This window comes from Arthrobacter sp. TMN-49 (assembly GCF_054511095.1).
In genome coordinates, this window is record NZ_JBTNDH010000014.1 from 58202 (window position 1) to 74502 (window position 16301).

The 16301-nt window shown below is 63.1% G+C and carries 20 protein-coding genes, 1 pseudogene and 2 riboswitches; of the genes and pseudogenes, 13 read left to right on the forward strand and 8 right to left on the reverse strand.

Annotated features, from left to right (window positions below):
- Positions 1–112: 112 nt before the first annotated feature.
- A pseudogene (locus ACX80E_RS08395) lies at positions 113–418 on the forward strand (substrate-binding domain-containing protein); the annotation flags it as partial.
- Between the two features lie 9 nt (positions 419–427).
- Positions 428–1411 carry a Gfo/Idh/MocA family protein gene (locus ACX80E_RS08400; RefSeq protein WP_459301471.1) on the forward strand — a complete coding sequence of 328 codons (984 nt, stop codon included), beginning with the start codon at positions 428–430 and terminating at the stop codon, positions 1409–1411.
- Positions 1412–1729: 318 nt separating this feature from the next.
- Here ACX80E_RS08400 and ACX80E_RS08405 read toward each other — a convergent pair whose 3' ends face one another.
- Positions 1730–2059, reverse strand: a complete 330-nt coding sequence (locus ACX80E_RS08405; RefSeq protein ID WP_459301472.1) for a hypothetical protein — start codon at positions 2057–2059, stop codon at positions 1730–1732.
- A gap of 11 nt (positions 2060–2070) precedes the next feature.
- Positions 2071–2322: a sulfatase-like hydrolase/transferase gene (locus tag ACX80E_RS08410; protein ID WP_459301473.1), complete on the reverse strand. Its 252-nt coding sequence runs from the start codon at positions 2320–2322 to the stop codon at positions 2071–2073.
- Between the two features lie 148 nt (positions 2323–2470).
- Between ACX80E_RS08410 and ACX80E_RS08415 the strand changes: the two genes are divergently transcribed.
- A complete protein-coding gene (locus ACX80E_RS08415) occupies positions 2471–3355 on the forward strand; it encodes a sugar phosphate isomerase/epimerase family protein (protein ID WP_459301474.1) in 885 nt (294 codons plus the stop codon).
- 7 nt (positions 3356–3362) lie between these two features.
- Here ACX80E_RS08415 and ACX80E_RS08420 read toward each other — a convergent pair whose 3' ends face one another.
- Entirely contained in the window at positions 3363–4154 is a 792-nt protein-coding gene (locus ACX80E_RS08420; RefSeq protein WP_459301475.1) for a class I SAM-dependent methyltransferase, read from the reverse strand.
- A 125-nt stretch (positions 4155–4279) separates the two neighbouring features.
- A complete protein-coding gene (locus ACX80E_RS08425) occupies positions 4280–4693 on the reverse strand; it encodes a winged helix-turn-helix transcriptional regulator (RefSeq protein ID WP_459301476.1) in 414 nt (137 codons plus the stop codon).
- Between the two features lie 80 nt (positions 4694–4773).
- On the opposite strand from ACX80E_RS08425, the gene ACX80E_RS08430 reads away from it, so the two are divergent.
- A complete protein-coding gene (locus ACX80E_RS08430; protein ID WP_459301477.1) occupies positions 4774–5580 on the forward strand; it encodes an NAD(P)H-binding protein in 807 nt (268 codons plus the stop codon).
- On the opposite strand, the gene ACX80E_RS08435 is transcribed toward ACX80E_RS08430, so the two are convergent.
- Positions 5577–5969, reverse strand: a complete 393-nt coding sequence (locus ACX80E_RS08435) for a VOC family protein (protein WP_459301478.1) — start codon at positions 5967–5969, stop codon at positions 5577–5579. The genes ACX80E_RS08430 and ACX80E_RS08435 overlap by 4 nt on opposite strands.
- 274 nt (positions 5970–6243) lie before the next feature.
- Positions 6244–6483, reverse strand: coding sequence for a hypothetical protein (locus ACX80E_RS08440; protein ID WP_459301479.1), 240 nt, complete (start codon positions 6481–6483; stop codon positions 6244–6246).
- A 201-nt stretch (positions 6484–6684) separates the two neighbouring features.
- On the opposite strand from ACX80E_RS08440, the gene ACX80E_RS08445 reads away from it, so the two are divergent.
- The gene (locus ACX80E_RS08445) at positions 6685–7065 is read left to right on the forward strand and encodes a cold-shock protein (protein WP_459301480.1); all 381 of its coding nucleotides are present in this window, start codon (positions 6685–6687) and stop codon (positions 7063–7065) included.
- Between the two features lie 11 nt (positions 7066–7076).
- Positions 7077–7559, forward strand: coding sequence for a DUF3027 domain-containing protein (locus tag ACX80E_RS08450; protein WP_459301481.1), 483 nt, complete (start codon positions 7077–7079; stop codon positions 7557–7559).
- An 84-nt stretch (positions 7560–7643) separates the two neighbouring features.
- Here the strand turns inward: ACX80E_RS08450 and serC are convergent, their stop codons facing one another.
- The gene (serC, locus tag ACX80E_RS08455) at positions 7644–8771 is read right to left on the reverse strand and encodes a phosphoserine transaminase (protein WP_459301482.1); all 1128 of its coding nucleotides are present in this window, start codon (positions 8769–8771) and stop codon (positions 7644–7646) included.
- A 240-nt stretch (positions 8772–9011) separates the two neighbouring features.
- Between serC and ACX80E_RS08460 the strand changes: the two genes are divergently transcribed.
- The 7 genes from ACX80E_RS08460 to ACX80E_RS08490 all read left to right on the forward strand — a co-directional run bounded on the left by ACX80E_RS08460 (position 9012) and on the right by ACX80E_RS08490 (position 15855).
- Positions 9012–9707, forward strand: a complete 696-nt coding sequence (locus ACX80E_RS08460; protein ID WP_459301483.1) for a metal-dependent transcriptional regulator — start codon at positions 9012–9014, stop codon at positions 9705–9707.
- Between the two features lie 115 nt (positions 9708–9822).
- Positions 9823–10058: riboswitch (cyclic di-AMP (ydaO/yuaA leader) on the forward strand.
- A 68-nt stretch (positions 10059–10126) separates the two neighbouring features.
- Positions 10127–10876 (forward strand): M23 family metallopeptidase, encoded by a 750-nt coding sequence (locus ACX80E_RS08465; RefSeq protein ID WP_459301484.1) that lies wholly within the window; start codon positions 10127–10129, stop codon positions 10874–10876.
- Positions 10877–11010: 134 nt separating this feature from the next.
- Positions 11011–11231: riboswitch (cyclic di-AMP (ydaO/yuaA leader) on the forward strand.
- Between the two features lie 4 nt (positions 11232–11235).
- Complete coding sequence (locus ACX80E_RS08470) at positions 11236–12039, forward strand: NlpC/P60 family protein (protein WP_459301485.1); 804 nt, start codon at positions 11236–11238, stop codon at positions 12037–12039.
- A gap of 683 nt (positions 12040–12722) precedes the next feature.
- Positions 12723–13391, forward strand: coding sequence for a molybdenum cofactor guanylyltransferase (mobA, locus tag ACX80E_RS08475; protein ID WP_459301486.1), 669 nt, complete (start codon positions 12723–12725; stop codon positions 13389–13391).
- 8 nt (positions 13392–13399) lie between these two features.
- Positions 13400–13699 (forward strand): DUF6457 domain-containing protein, encoded by a 300-nt coding sequence (locus ACX80E_RS08480; RefSeq protein ID WP_459301487.1) that lies wholly within the window; start codon positions 13400–13402, stop codon positions 13697–13699.
- Positions 13700–13702: 3 nt separating this feature from the next.
- Positions 13703–14911, forward strand: coding sequence for a molybdopterin molybdotransferase MoeA (locus ACX80E_RS08485; RefSeq protein ID WP_459301488.1), 1209 nt, complete (start codon positions 13703–13705; stop codon positions 14909–14911).
- Entirely contained in the window at positions 14902–15855 is a 954-nt protein-coding gene (locus tag ACX80E_RS08490; protein WP_459301489.1) for an alpha/beta hydrolase family protein, read from the forward strand. Before ACX80E_RS08485 ends, ACX80E_RS08490 begins: the two co-directional genes overlap by 10 nt.
- On the opposite strand, the gene ACX80E_RS08495 is transcribed toward ACX80E_RS08490, so the two are convergent.
- Entirely contained in the window at positions 15836–16267 is a 432-nt protein-coding gene (locus ACX80E_RS08495; RefSeq protein WP_459301490.1) for an Lrp/AsnC family transcriptional regulator, read from the reverse strand. The genes ACX80E_RS08490 and ACX80E_RS08495 overlap by 20 nt on opposite strands.
- Between the last annotated feature and the right edge of the window lie 34 nt (positions 16268–16301).

Sequence of the window (16301 nt, forward strand, 5' to 3'; positions counted from 1 at the left end):
TTCGTGAGCCACACCAAGATGGAGCAACAGCGCACCTGCCAGCGGGCGCCAGGCCTGTCCATAACCCTGAGGGAAACCTCGAGCCTATGGATGGCAGAGGTCTCCCGCCGCCGTTCTGATCTTCGGGGACAGGGAGGCCACCTGGTTGGAGGCTGCCGCGCGCCGGGCAGGAGTCAGGGTTCCGGCGGATCCGGCGTTAGTCTCCTACGACGACGAGTTGGCGGACCTCGCGGAGGTCCCGCTGAGCGCTGTTTCCCCGGCAAAGCACCGCATGGGCCGGATGGCTGCGGAGATTCTGCTGCGCCGCCTGGTCGAGGGGGACGATTGCCCCGTCCATCAGGTGCGGCTGCGACCGCCGCTTGTTGTGAGGGAATCTTGCGGGGCCAAAAGGCTGTCCGCACAGCACGAACAGGAATGAGTCAAGGAAATGCGACTAGGAATTATTGGGGCAGGAGCGGTAGCTGGCTTGCATGCCAAGGGTGCTGCTGTTCTTGACGGGATTGAACTGAGCGCTGTTTGCGACCTTCGCCACGACGTTGCCGCCGCGGTGGCCGCGCCGTGGGGCGCTGCCGTCTTCACCGACTATCGGGCCATGCTGGCTGCGGGGGTGGTGGACGCGGTGGTCATCAACACCCCGCACAGCCTGCATAAGGAAATGGTGCTGGCCGCAGCCGCCCACGGAGTGCACGTGCTGGTGGAAAAACCCATGGCCACCACCCTGGCCGACTGCCTGATCATGGAGGAGGCGTGCGCCGCAGCCACTGTGGTCATGGTGGTGGGCATGATCCAACACTTCATGGCCGAGAAAATGGCACTACAGGCGGCGCTGGCCACCGGCGATCTGGGTCAGGTGCTGATGATCCACGACTACCGCAGCACCGACTACCGGCCCGGCACGCGCCCCGACTGGTTCTTTGACAAGGCAATTTCCGGGGGAGGGGCGCTCATCAACATTGGCGCGCATTGCTTGGACAGGAGTGTGTGGCTCGGTGGCGCCCCCGCCGTGCAGATCAACGCCACCACGCTTCACCGGTTTGGGGCACCGGTGGAAACCGACGGGGCCGTGGAACTCACACTGGCCAACGGCGTTGAAGTTCGCATCTCCATCGTCTCGGACACCCCCGAACACATCGATGAAATGCTTGTCGTCTGCGAGCTGGGCACCGTCACGGTTGACCCGCGCCACGGCACCTTCATGGAGATTGACGGGACACGCACCCAACTGCACGCCACCGGCAGCGACGACATCCAAAATGCTTTCACCGCCCAGCTGGCCGACTTTGCGGCAGCCGTTCGGGGCGCCGCGCCCAGTGTGAGTGGCCACCACGCCAAACATGTGGTGGAGCTGGTGCTGGCTGCCTACAGCTCGGCCCAGCAGGGGCCGCCGGTGCGCCTCGACGGTGTGCGGTAGGTCAGCAGCCGGCTCGGCTAATTTCCCCTGACCTCAGGCTGGCGCATGCGTTCCCTGTGGCCGGACACTGTGCGCCCAGCCATTTGAGCCTTCCCGCGTCGGTGAGTGCGCAGGGTCAAAACCACCACGAGGAGAGGAATGAAGGACTACTGGCCAGGATGACCGGCAAAGACCGCCGTCCCGTCCCAGGCGGGGCCGGTGAAGGCTCCGAGCGGATCCGGGCTACCGGAGCGCGGACGGAGGGGGCTGCTCCTGCGGGCAGCTGGTAAACGCGCAATCGGCGTACAGTTCCTCAAATTCCTGGGGCTACTGACCCTTTCAGGGTTTGTGCGGTGCAGTGTAGTTGACAGCAAGGAAGAACGGCTCGGGCCCGGCGGCCTCCCAGTCCAGGAAAGCGTGGGCGTTCCCGGTGATGGCATCGGTGAGGTACGTGCTGGTTTTTTCGCGCTCGCCGTTGCGGTACATGGTTGCTCCCGTATACGGGCTGCCGCCACCTTCCAGCCCGTACCTGTGGATAAAACCCTTGCGGGCGACGTCGTTGGCGCCCACATGCCATTTGCCGGACAAGCCCAGACGGTAGCCGTTCTCAGCCAGCGTGTCGGTGAAGATCTCCTGCCCGGCCAGGTAGTCCGGGGCCTGCTCACCCACTTCAACGCCCGTCAGGTAGTCGTGCACACCGTGCCGGAGGGGATCTGCCCGGTCATCAGGTTCGCCCGGGCGGGGCAGACGGGGGAGACGCAAAAAAAGTTCTCCAACCGGGTGCCGCCGGCGGCCAGGGCGTCAAGGTGCGGTGTGCGGATCTCCGTGTTGCCGGCACAGCCCAGCGCCCAGAGGCCCTGGTCGTCGCCGAGGATGAAGACAATGTTGGGGAGCGGGGGCTGTGCGGCAGTGGTGGTGAGCGGGCCGGGCATGGGTGCTCCTTGGAGACAAGGAAACCCAAGTGTTACCAGTGCTTCAGGGGAGGAATCAAGGGGTAGTGAAATAGCTCGCACGATTGATGGAAAGCGGTCTCCTCACTAGTGTGGGAGCACATGAACGTTTGCCGTTGAAAGGGTCTTCATGCCATTGGCGTTTTCCACCCTGGGCTGTCCCGGTGATTCCTTGGCGCAGGTCATCGAGCTTGCCCGGTCATCCGGCGCTTCAGGGGTTGAACTGCGTGCAGCGGAGGGCGAGTTCGTGTTCCCGGGCATGGACGCCGCGCAACGCCGCACAGTTGCCGCAACGCTGGCCGCCGCCGGCCTGACAGTGGTGACGCTGGCCAGCTATGTGAGCGTCTGCGCCCCCGTGGACGCCGCTCCCGGTTGCCAGCCCGACGCCGACGATCCCGTGCTCGCTGCCTTGTTGGCCGCCGTCGAACTTGCCGCCGACCTTTCCGTTGGAAATACGCGCGGCTCGGCCCAGCTGCGGGTGTTCCCCGGGGCCGGCCTTGAACCAGGGGAGTTGGCGGAGGAAACAACGGAGGAAATGCTGGCGGCGGATCTCCTTGGCGCGTGCAGGCTCAACGCCGCTGCGCCCTTGGCGCGGGAGCGTGGGGTGAGGATCCTGCTGGAGACCCACGATTCGCACCCTCGGGCGGCGGATATTGGGCGGATTCTGGCCCATGTCGATCAGGACGCGCCCGTGAAGGTTATTTGGGATCTCATGCACCCGTGGCGTTATGACGAGCTGCCCGAGCGGACGGCCGAGCTGCTGGCGGACTCTTTGGCCTACGCGCAGTACAAGGATGGTGTGCGGACCCCGGGGACTCACGCGGTGACGCTCACCTTGCCGGGCGACGGCGAGCTGCCGTTGGTGGACATGCAGGCCCTGGTTGCGAACGTTTCCGCCGCCCAGGGAATTGCGGATCCTTGGGTGTCTTTGGAGTGGGAACGCGCCTGGCACCGGCACCTGCCGCCGCTTGCCGAGGCCCTGAAGTCACTCAAAACGGTCCTCGCCCAGCCCTGAAGGGCGCTCAGTCGAGATGAGCGTAAATCTCCACGGGAGCCAATAAGCCTGTTCGGAAGGCCTTGAGTAAGTTATTCAGTGGGGCTTCGGCCAGCCCTGGCGGACCGCCGGCCACGGCTCGTTCCAGGAAGGCCACGGAGTCCGCGGCAGGGACTTTCACCTCAAAATCCACACTGAATCCGGCCTGGCCCAGGGCGTCACTGTACGCAAGGGGCGGTTGCAGGAAGGACGTATCGGCCGAACTGGCCCACGGCAGCGGGTACTCCTCGAGGTCACCACTCATCAGCATGACGTCGAACACGGCCAGGACGGAGCCCGGGCGAAGAACCTGAGCAGCCTGGGCAAAGGCTTGATCCTTGTCTTGAATGTTCATGCCAACGTGAAACAAAACCGCGGCATCAAAGGACTGCTCGTCAAAGGGCAGCGATAGTGCGCTGCCCTGAGTGAACGTCACGGAGCCGGCCAGGCCCGTGCGGCGGGTCAGTGACGTTGCCGCGGCTACCATTTCGGCCGTCAGATCCACCCCGGCAACGCTGGCCCCGTAGTAGTGGGCTAAATGACGCGAGACACCGCCCAGGCCCGAGCCAATATCAAGCACATGGTTTCCTGCGTTGATCCCGGCCCGCGTTGCCACCCGTGAGGTTGCCTCGGCACCGCCCGCATGCATCTGGTCCATGCCCTCCAGATCGGCCACCTCAAAGTGCTCGGGATCTTTGCCCATGGCACTGATTTTGCCCAGCATGAGTTGCTCTACATCGATCCGGCCGTAGTGTGCGGCCACTGATTCTTCGGTGCTCATGACGCCTCCGTTGCTTGCTGAATCCACCGGGGAGCCTGCTTTTTGATCCTACTCCTGAAGGCCCTGTGGGGCACGGGGAAGATCGTGGGCGGCCACCGTGCAGGAGCGGGCTGGGCGCCGTCGGGCTACTGCATGGTGTTGCTGGGGTTTGTGGCGTCGTAGTTGGTGCGGGACTCTGCGATGACGTCCTTGTGCTCAAGCGACCAGTCGGCGAGTTGCTTCACCAGGTGCGTGAGGCTGCGGCCCAGATCGGTGAGTTCGTAGGTGACGTGGGCTGGAACCGTCGGGTAGACCGTTCGGATCACCAGCCCGTCGCGTTCGAGGCGGCGGACGGTGAGGGTCAGCATGCGTTGTGAGATGCCGTCGATGGCGCGCTGGAGCTCCCTGAACCGGCGAATGCCGGAGGCAAGCTCAACGATCACCAAGACAGACCATTTGTCCCCGACGCGGTTGAGCATGTCCCTGATGCCACAATCTGGGTGGTCCGCCTTGCCGCAGGGGTCGAGCGGGGCGGTTACTTCCATGTGACTCTGTGACATCGAAGTGCCTCCTTGTGCCGTTCGCTGAAGTTACTGAAGATAAGCATAGTTACTCTTCAGAACCACGATTGGAATACTTCATGATCTTAGTGACAGGTACTTCGGGGCAGTTGGGCCGCTCCATTGTTGAATCGTTGAACGCCGCGGCAGTGCCGGTGGTTGGTGGGACGCGAACCCCGGCCGCTGGCGCCAATGAGCGTCGGATCGATTTTGACGATCCCGGCACACTGAACTTTAAGGGCGTCGACACGCTCGTGCTGGTCTCCGCCGGCTACGCCGAGGACGACGTCGTCATCTTCCGCCACGATCGTGCAGTGGCGGCCGCGGAGAGGGACGGGGTGCACCACATCATCTACACCAGCCTTGCCACCGATGGTGACCACCTTGGCTTTGCGCTGGCCCATCGCTGGACAGAACGTCGCATTCAGGCGAGCGGGCTGCGGTGGACGATATTGCGCAACGGAATTTACGCCGAGCTCCTCGGCGCACTCATGGCCCCGTCCGGCGACGTGGTGACGGCGCCGTTGGGAAACGCTGGCGTGGCTGTTGTCGCCCGGGCCGACCTGGCAGCGGCGGCATCGGTGGTGGCCAGGAATCCGGAAGCCCACGCCGGACGAGTGTACGACCTGGTGGGATCCCATGCGGTCACGGCACAGGACGTTGCCCGGCATGCCGGTCTGGACTACCGGCCGGAGTCGCTCACAGCCCGCCGGGAAACGCTCAACACCAATGGGCTGTTGCCGTTCCAACCGAGCATGCTGCTCTCAGCCTATTCAGCCATCGCCAACGGTTTCCTGGCCGGCACAACCACCGATCTCGAAAAACTCATTGCCGGCTGCCTCACGGACCCGATCCCGATTGCCGCGGCGGCGATGGGGCACCACTAAGGCCAGTCGCGGGTGGCTAGTACCAAATGGTATCCGTCGGCGTCGGCGAAGGTCATGCCGTGCTCATCCCAATAGGGATTGCGGGCCAAAACGCGGACGCCTCCGGCGTGCTCCAGACGCAAAATGGAGTCCTCGTCAATGGCTTCGCCGAGGTAGATCACCAGAAGATCCTCCGCGGTGGGTGAAGGTTCCAGGGTGTGGTCTTCGACGATTTCTAGGTGCCAGGCGGCATCTGGCCATCCGATGAAGGCAAGCTTGTGTCCGGAGGGACCGTCTTCCTTGCGCCCTTGGAGTAGCAGGCCAACTCCTTCGACCCAGTACCGAATCGCCGCTTCAATGTCATGGGTCGGACGCGCGATGCGGATGTGGAGGTGTGCCTCGGGTTTCATACGTGAGAAGAGTAGCCCAAGCATTGGCGCGGCGTATGTTGAGAATTTCTACGATCAGGGCTCAAGCATCACCACAGGGCAATACCACCGCGGCATCACCACAGGGCAGTACCACCCCGGATCCGCTGGTCCACAAGATCTCCACCGCCAGGTCGGCCGCCTGCACAAGATAAAAGCACAACTGTGCTTCATTGATGCAGCTGCGCGGCGCGTTTGCGTGCACTGATTTGCTGTTGCGTCCGCACTCGGTGACACTGCTCAGCAGGGGCGGATACTAGAGCCGGCGGCGAACGGCCACGGAGCGCAGCACGCTGGTGCCCATCATGAGAAACGCTGCGGGCAGGGCGATCATGGAGATCCAGTTGAAACCGGGCCACGGAGTGCCGCCAGCCCACTTGCTGATCAGGACAACTATCAAGGCGATCAGGGCCAGTACGGCCATGGCCATGGCCGCATAATTGAAAATCTGCCAGCCACGGCTCACCGGTTGCGGGGCTGAAAAAAGGGGGTTCATGAACATAACGCTAACAGCGGACAGGTGGGGCACAAAGCCGCGCTAGTGGTGTCAACACGGTAACGTAGGGGTACGTGTTGCTACACGATCTGTCACTGTGGGTACCGTCTGCCGCAATTCAAGGCCCGCAGGACTGCGACGAGTTATCGCACAGGCACGGAAAGTGATTTCCACCGACAAAACTTTTTAAGGGGTAAGCAAGTGCCTATCGGCAAAGTGAAGTGGTACGACAACGAAAAAGGCTTCGGCATCATTGCTGCCGACGACGGCCGTGAAGTTTTCTTGCGCGCAAACGCACTGCCAGCGGATGCAACAGACATCAAGCCCGGAATGCGCATGGAATTTGGCGTAGCCGATGGCCGCAAAGGTGCTCAAGCCATGGCTGCAAAGATCTTGGATCGCAGCGCCTCCGTTGCCAAGGCCAAGCGCATGCCCGCCCGCGACCTTGCCCCGATTGTGCAGGACTTGGTGACGTTGCTCGAACACTCTGTAGGATCTCTGACCAACGGCAAGTACCCTGACGGTGACGCGAGCAAGATTGCCGCAGCGTTGCGCAAGGTTGCCGACAACTTCGACGCATAACGGTGCCCACCATGACCGAATTTTCTGGCGAATCAGCCGCCGCAGCTGTTCCGGAGGCAATGCCGCGCCCGGGTGTACCCACCTGGCGGGTAGGGAAGCCCGACGCCGCCCTGGCAGCGGATGTGGCAACTGCCCGCGCTGCTGTGCGAACCATCGCCCATGACGGCGACATTGGCAGGCATCTCGGTGCCCGCAGCGAAGGTGTCCGTTGCGTGACACATTTATTTGAATCCAAACTGCCCGGATACGGCGGCTGGGTGTGGTTTGCCACGCTGGCCCGGGTTTCGCGGGGCAAGTACTCCACCGTTAACGAAGTGGGGATGCTGCCCACCAACGACTCCGTTCTGGCGCCGCCGTGGGTGCCTTGGTCCGAGCGGGTGCGCCCCGAGGACCAGCCTGAGCCCGAGGAGCAGCCGGCGGTTGAGAGTGACCAGCCCGACGACGACGACGCCGAACCTGAAGCCGCCGTCGACACTGACGCCGAGTCCAACTGACGGCAGATGGCGTGAAAAGAACCCCACCAACTGGTGGGGCTCTTTTCAGCTGACCTGCAGGAGGCCTCACGGGCTCCGTGGGTGTTAGAGGTTTTCGATCACGTAGTCAATGCACCTGGTCAGGGCCGTGATGTCCTCGGGATCGATGGCCACAAAGGTGGCTATCCGCAACTGGTTGCGGCCAAGCTTGCGGTACGGTTCGGTGTCCACAATGCCGTTGGCGCGCAGCACCTTGGCCACGGCCGCCGCGTCCACCGACTCGTCGAAGTCGATGGTGACAATCACGTTGGAACGGTCCGCCGGGTCGAGAACATACGGGGAGGCGACGGGGGAGGACTCGGCCCAGGAGTAGAGCCGGCCGGCAGAGTCGGCGGTGCGGGCCGAGGCGAAGTCGATGCCGCCGTTGGCGTTGAGCCACTGGACCTGGTTGTTCAGGGTGACAAGCGTGGAGAGGGCGGGTGTGTTGTACGTCTGGTTCACCAGGGAGTTGTCAATGGCGGTAGTCAGGTTCAGGAAGTCAGGAACCCAACGGTTGGACGCACCGATGCGGGCGGCACGTTCCAGCGCAGCCGGGGAGAACAGTGCAAGCCAGATGCCGCCGTCGGAGGCGAAATTCTTTTGCGGGGCGAAGTAGTACACATCGCTCTCCCGCACATCCACGGCCAGGCCACCGGCGGCGGAGGTGGCATCCACCAGCACCAGGGCGCCGTCGTCAGCGCCTGCAACGCGCCGCACGGGAGCCGCAACACCTGTGGAGGTTTCATTCTGCGGCCAGGCGTAAGCGTCCACGCCAGCCTCAGCAACAGCCACCGGGCGGGTGCCGGGGGCTGAGGTGATGATCGAGGACGGGGCAAGGAACGGTGCCTTGTTGGTGGCGGCGGCAAACTTGGAGCCGAACTCGCCAAAGGAGAGGTGCTGGGCCTTGTTCTCCACCAGCCCAAAGGCTGCAACGTCCCAGAACGCCGTGGAGCCACCAACACCCAAGATGACCTCGTAGTCGTCGGGGGCGCCAAAGAAGTCCTTCAGGCCGCTGCGTACCTCGCCGACAAGGTTCTTAACGGGAGCCTGACGGTGGGAGGTGCCCAGGAGCGTTGCCCCGGCCGCGGAGAGAGCGGCGACCTGCTCGGGGCGGACCTTGGAGGGGCCGGCGCCAAAACGGCCGTCGGCCGGGCGCAGCTGCGCGGGAATGGTGAGGGGCGTGGATTCGCTCACAAGTTGCTCCAAAAAATTATGCGATGGAAGGTAGCTAGGACCCAAGGGCTGTTGCCAATTCTGCCGTAGAAGTCCGCCCAGCGGAAAAGTACTGACATCTTGGGCAAGATTCGCACACCATTACGGCACTATCGCGCGGCGCGCAGGCGCCGCAGGTTTCCGTCGGTAGCGCCAATCAGGCTAACGTAGAGGCGATAGCCTTTGCCCAAAAAACTCACCCAACAACAGGAGGATACTGCCGTGGCCGATCTGATTGACACGACCGAAATGTATTTGCGGACCATCCTGGAGTTGGAAGAAGAGAACATTGTGGCGCTGCGGGCACGCATTGCCGAGCGTCTGCACCACTCCGGGCCCACAGTTTCTCAGACCATTGGCAGGATGGAACGGGACGGGCTGGTGATAGTGTCCGGGGACAGGCACCTGGAGCTCACGACCGCCGGCCGGGACAAGGCCACCCGCGTGATGCGTAAACACCGGCTGGCCGAAAGGCTGCTCTCGGATGTGATCGGCCTTGACTGGGCCTACGTTCATGAGGAGGCCTGCCGTTGGGAACACGTCATGAGCGAACGCGTGGAGCAACGCCTGTTTGACTTGCTGGGCCGCCCGGCGGAGTCCCCCTACGGCAACCCCATTCCGGGGCTCGAAGAGCTCGGTGGGGACATTTCACCGTTGTTTGCGGCCGGCCTGGTGACACTTGTTGATGCCATGGTTAGCTATTCCCCCGAACAGCGGGTCATCATCCACCGGCTGTCCGAGCGGATCCAGGTGGATCCGGAGTTGTTGGTCCAGCTCGACGAGGGTGGGCTGCGCCCCGGCGCACAGATCTCCCTGGCCCAGGTGGGGGAGTACATTTCCGTGCGCGTGCCGGGGATCGAAGGGGCCTTGGAACTGCCTCCCGAGGTGGCCTCCCATATCTTCGTCGCCATGAGCTGACTCACGTTTATTGATAACAAAGGTAACGGAATTATTACGTTTACCGCTGGTACCGTATAGTAAGAAACAGGCGCTGTAATCAAAGCGTTACCGTTGGGCGACACCGAACCTTGCCTTCGCACAACGGCACAGTAATCGTTTAGGCAAGGGCGGGGGAACCACTTTCGGCAGGCGTGCAGTCTGCCTTGGGGTGAAGTCCGTATTCGAACACACAGCAAACTATTCGCTGACGCAGTCCATGGGGCGGCGCTATGGACAGACGTGTGTCTCGAGGCTGGGCCGGATCAAAAGCTCCACTCTCTGATCCGAATCCGACAGCTAACTTCGCAGGTGCATCATAAGAGAGGCTTTTAGTGTCAGAGGTAAAGCAGCGGGGGCGCCGTCGCGCGCCGTCGCCGGCCACTCATGAGCTTGTAGCGATGACTGGCAGCCGCCGTCAAGCACTTGCCGCAGAGCGTGCCAATTCGTCGTCGAACGTTTCCGTAGCCGCGTTGCTACGTGCCGGAGCAGCCAGCGGTGCCGGCCAGAAAATGGGCGTAGCCATGGCCGCCACGGGACTGGTCCTGGCCGTCACGTTGCCGTCCACGCAGGCCATAGACCAGCACCAGGTTGCGCCGGAATTCGCCGCAACTGCGCAGGCTCAGGCCGTGGTCACCGCATCGGCCGATATCCCCATAACTTTTGAGTCGCCAGAATTTGGTAGCGCCTTGAACCCCGATGGTCAGCTGAAGCAAACGTTGAAGGTCAATGCCTCCAACGTCGCCCCCGCTGCGTCCAAGGGAACCCTGTCCGCGCCGCTGGAGAGCCTTGTACCAAGCTCGCCGTTCGGCGGACGTGTCAGCCCCATCACGGGCCAGGTTGATGAACAACACACCGGCCAGGACTTTGCCATCCAGTGCGGCAACCAGGTGTTCGCCGCCGCCGGTGGAGTAGTCACCTTCTCCGGCTGGCACGACTTCGGTGGCGGAAACCGCGTGGTCGTTGACCACGGCAACGGCCTCTCCACCTCGTACAACCACATGAGCGAGAACAAGGTCAAGGTTGGCCAGAAGCTCGAACGCGGCGATCAGGTGGGCCTCAGCGGCACCACAGGCGCCTCGACCGGGTGCCACCTGCACTTCGAGGTCATTGTTGACGATGAAACAGTCGACCCCATGGGCTGGCTTTAATTCATCCACAGGCGCCATTTGATTACGACTTAGTCACACGACCGTGACCTGAACGTGACATTGCCTAATTTCTGTTGTAACGTCGTAATCGCGCTAACTTCGAATCAAGCTGGCGTCCGTGAGTGGATTGCCTAGCTCTGCCACTGCTCATGGTCCGTTCGTATCAATCGTCTGGCAGGGGCGGGGGAACCAAAAAACGGATTTCGCAGTTTTTTTGCAGAAGTCCTTGGGGTGAAGCCGCGACACGTTCAAACACGCAGAAGAAGACATTCTTTGTGCGCGCCAAAACGTGAAGCGGCCGGGTGACTCCCATCCGAATCCGACAGCTTACCTCGCAGGCATTGGGAGAGGAAACCTTCTTGGCTTCAAACACTGCCCTCGGGCGCCACCGCGCCGAGGTTGTTAAGACCAGCCCGATCTCCACCCTCACGAAAGCCGTCAGCTCAAACGTCGGCGGGGTTGGTCGTCAGGCGGCTGTTATCGCAGCTGCATCAGGACTAGTACTAACATCCGGTATCGCAGCAAACGCGGCTACTCCCACTGTGGAGCGCGCTTCTGATGGTGCTACAACGCTGAACATGAATACGGAGCACGTTTCCGCAATCACAGCAGCATCCACGGTGAAGATCTCCTTCGCCACCCCGTCGATCACCTCCACCCCGGCCCCTGTTGTTGAGGAACCGGTAGTTGTAGAGGCGCAAAGCAGCGACGTTGTTAGCGACGTTGCAGCACCTGTTGCAGAAAAGGCAGAAGAGGCAGTAGCGGCTCCCGTTGCCGCACCTGTTGCAACTGTCACCACCAAAGCTCCTGAGGCCAAGCCTGTCACCAAGAGCGGAATTGGCGCAACCATCGCCAGCGCCGCATTGGCTCAGATTGGCGTTGCTCAGGACTGCACCAAATTGGCAACCAACTCCTTGGCTGCCGCTGGCATCAACCACCACGGCTGGCCCGACAGCTACTTGAGCTTGGGACGTACGGTTTCCGCAGCCGAAGCTCAGCCCGGTGACTTGATCTACTATGCAGATGGCGGCATGGGCATGGCCCACATCGCTGTTTACATTGGCGACGGCAAGGCCGTACACGGTGGCTGGGGTGGCGGCACAACCGCTATCTTCTCCGCCAACGTCGGTTCAGGCCCCGTTTTCATCGCCATGGGTCACTAAGAACTTCTTTTTCAAGCAATGAACCCCGTCCTTCGACGGGGTTCATTGCTTTAATCAGCCTCGCCCGGGCCCGTTCGGCAGTGGTCCGGCGGCTGCTCGGCAGCTGTCCGCGGTTGGCCGGTTGAGTAATTCCAAGGGGTGTGTAGGTGTGGCGTCGCTATTTGAGGTGCAAGGGTGTCGAGAATCGGCGTATCTACCCAATCGTCATACTCGGCGGCCGCCCGCTGCACGAAAATGCCATAGCTTGACGGAAATGCCATAGTACAAACTATGGCATTTCCGTCAAGCTATGGCATTTTTTGCCAGGAGCCCGAAATGTTAGGAGATGACGCCGTCTACCAAGGTATGGGTACGGCGTGGCGTCGCAATTTGAGGTGCAAGGGTGTCCAGAATCGGCGAATCTAAGCGAATCTCATACTTGGAGATCAATCGTGTCCATCTACGACACCATCAAGGGCCAAGTCGACCTCGAACAACACGGCGGACGCCCCCCAATCGGCGTCACAGCTCGTGATAGCAAACGTCTGTTGTCGATGACGCCCGCGATCTGGCACAACAACCAAATCGGCCGAACCATCGGCCCTCAATGATCGCCTACGACCACGAACCCCTTGCAATGACTCACCGAAAAGCTCCGGCCGTGCCCTGTAGCATTGCCCTATGCTGACGCCGAAACCTCTCCCATGCAGGCAGTGATTCTTGCCGGCGGGCTCTCCCGGCGTCTGGGCGGTGTGCCCAAAGCGGGGCTTGTGGTGGACGGCAAAACGTTGCTGGCCCGCACAGTGGAGGCCGCGGCGCAGGCGATCACCGCCGCGGAAACCGCCCACCCCGCCAGCACGCAAGGGGCCGCGGGCGCCCAACCAAGCATCGCCGTCGTCGGGCCGGTGGAAAGTGTTGCAGCCTGGCTGGGCACAGCAAAACTGCGGGAGCAGGTGGTGGCCGTCCAGGAGGATCCGCCTTTTGCCGGCCCCGCCGCGGGAATCGCCGCCGGCTTGGCCGCCTTGCCGGCCCGCGAGGGGAGGGTGCTGATCCTGGCGTGTGACATGCCCGCGGCGGCCACCGTGGCGCGGCTCCTGCTCGCAGCGGACGGCTTTTCCGCACCAGAAGCCGTCCTGGCCGTTGACCGGGGCCGGTTGCAGCCGCTGGCAGGCATCTACCCCGTGCCGGAACTACTCGCCGCGGTGGCTGCGGCGCGGACGTCACAACGGCTGGCGAACGCGTCCGTGCGCTCACTCATTGCTAGTGTAAGCATCAAGGAATGTGTTGTCCCTGAGGGCATCACAGCGGACATAGATACGTGGGATGACGCCCGCAGCCACGGCATTGGGGTGCGGGGTTGCGAGCAGGAATGAGGAACCAGGTGGAAAACCAGGAACAACTTCTGCAAGCGTGGCTGACCAAGCTTCAAGAGGCGTTTGAGATTGCCGATATTGAGGTGAACATCGCGGCAGTGCTCGACCTTGCCGGGGTGGCGGCCCATTCGATAGTTCGCCCGGCGGCGCCACTGACCACCTTCGTGGCGGGGCTGGCGGCAGGCTTGGCGGCGGGGTCCGGCCAGGTCGATGAGGCAACAGCCATGAAGGCTGCCTTGGGGCTGGCCACGACAATGTCGGAGGCGGAACGGGCCGAGCCTGCCGCCGGCACCGCTGCCGAACACTAACCCATGGGTTCCACGCCGGTAGATCGGCCACATAGGGCCCCGCGCACCTGGGCCGAGGCCAGGGCGCTGGCCTATGCCCTGCCCGAGGCGTTGCCGGCCCACCCGGTGCCGCTGACGGACGCGATGGGGCGGACGCTGGCGGCGGATTTGCTGGCCAGCCACCCCATGCCGCACTACGCGTCCGCCGCCATGGACGGGTGGGCTGTGGCGGGGAGCCCGCCGTGGATCTTTGCCGAACCGGGGCACCGCCTGGTGGCCGGGCAGGCTGTTCCCATTCTCACCGGAGGTCTTGTACCGCCCGGCGCCAAGGCTGTGCTGCGCAGCGAGTCGGGCCAGATCAAGAACGACGACGACGGCCTGCCAGTTTTGCTTCTTGGCCAGGACTCACGGCCCGGCGAGCCCAAGAACGGCCAGCACATCCGCCCCGTGGCGCAAGAAGCAGCCGAGGCCGAGGTTTTGATCAAAGCCGGCACCACGCTCAACCCCGCCCATATTTCCCTGGCGGCCCTGGGCGGGGCAGACGATCTCAGTGTTTTAGGCAAGCCCCTGGTCAAGATCGTGCTGACGGGCGATGAGGTTATAGCGTCAGGCATTCCTGCGGCAGGGGAAGTGCGTGACGCATTTTCGCCGCAGCTGCCGCATGTGGTGAACCTGTTGCGTGGCTCGGTGGTGGGTCTGGAACGGGCCAGCGACAGTCTTGAGGCGATGGTGGCAGCCCTGGCTGACGTGCCGGAGTTGCCCGCGGACGTCCTGATCACCACGGGGGCCACAGGCAACTCCAGCGCGGATTTCCTGCGCCGCGCCGTTGAGGCACTGGGCGGCACCTTCCACATCAACAACATCGCCATGCGGCCAGGACACCCCACCGTACTGGCCGAACTGCCCGACGGCCGTTTCTTGGTGGGGCTGCCCGGCAACCCCCTGGCGGCCATGGTGGCTCTGCTGAGTGTGGCCGCGCCGCTGCTGGCAAAACTGGGCAGCGCCCCCATGCCGGCCACCCGCGAGGTTCCGTGCGGTACGCCCATCAAGGAGTTTCACGGCCCCACCAGGCTCATGCCGTACCGCCTGGTGTACGGGCTGGCTTCGCCGTGCGCGCACACCGATTCTGCCATGATGCGTGGTCTGGCCGGTGCTGACGGCATCATGGTGGTCCCGCCGCACGGGGCAAAAATGGGCGAATCCCTCACAGCGTTCGCCCTGCCATGGACGTGACCGCCGGGGGAGTGCAGCACGGCCAGGTGAGCGCACGGCCCGAAACGTTCAGTTGCGCCGACGGGCGGCTGCTGCACGGGCACGTGTTTGCCGTTCCCGGCGGCGTGGACGTGCGTGGCACGGTGGTCATTGGCAGTGCCACGGGCGTGTTGGCCAGCTACTATCATCGTTACGCGGCATTCCTGGCTGCCCACGGGTTTACGGCGCTCACCTTTGACTACCGGGGGATCGGCCAGTCTCGCGGCGGATCGTTGCGCGGCCAAAACCAGCGCTGGTACCACTGGGGCTCCCTGGACATTGACGCAGTCCTCGGGTGGGCCGTGGACCGTTCGCAGGGCTTGCCGGTGCACTTTGTGGGGCACAGCTTTGGTGGCTTCGGGGTGGGGTTGGCGGCAAACGCCAGCGCACTCTCACGCATCCTCACAGTCGGCGGGCAGCACGCGCATTGGCGTGACTTTAGTGTTCGGCACAAAGTTGAGCACGCCGTTCGATGCCTGGTGACCCTGCCTCTGGTGGCGGCGGTGGGGTATTTTCCGGCCAAGCGGTTCGGGGTGATGGAGGATCTCCCGCGCGGAGTTGCCCTGGATTGGGCGCGTTCCCGCAAGGATTTTACGACGACGGCGGCGGCCGGGTCCCAGCGTGAGGCGCTGCGCGCGAACCAGTTGGCCCTGACCGCACCCATCCTGGCCGTGGCACCCAACGACGACTCCTACGCCACCCGTGCCGCCATGGAACGGGCAGTGGCCTACACCCCCAACAGCGCCGGTCGCATCATCCACCTGCGCCCGGAAGACTATGGCGAGTCACGTTTGGGGCACTTTGCCTTGTTCCACAGCAGATACAGGCACACGTTTTGGGAACAGACCCTGCACTGGTTGGGTGAGGGAGTGTGGTTGACAGGTGGCGGTGCCGCCGGGAGTGGTTCTAACGCAGCACCGAACTGAGCAACAGGCTTGTCTCACTGTTGACCACCCCCGGGATGGACCGGATCTTCCCCAACACGTGGTCAAAGTCGGCAAGGTTCGCAGCACCCAACTCCGCCACCAGATCCCACGCACCGTTGGTGGTGTGCAGTGCCCGGATTTCTGGCAGCCCCTTGAGCTGGCTGATGACCCGGTCCGTGGCCCTGCCCTCCACCTCGATCAGGGAGATGGCACGAATGGCCAGTGGGTCCAGCTCGTCGCGCACCCGGACGGAAAACCCCACCACCGTGCCGGACGCCAGCAACCTCTCCAGCCTGCTGTTGACTGTTGCCCGGGAAACCTCAAGCCGCCTGGCCAGGCTCGCCACAGGTTCCCTGCCGTTCTCGCGGAGTGCTGACAGCAGTGCTCGGTCAAGGTCATCAAGGGTAGTCATGGGCAAAGTGTATAGCGAAGGGTCGCATAGTGTG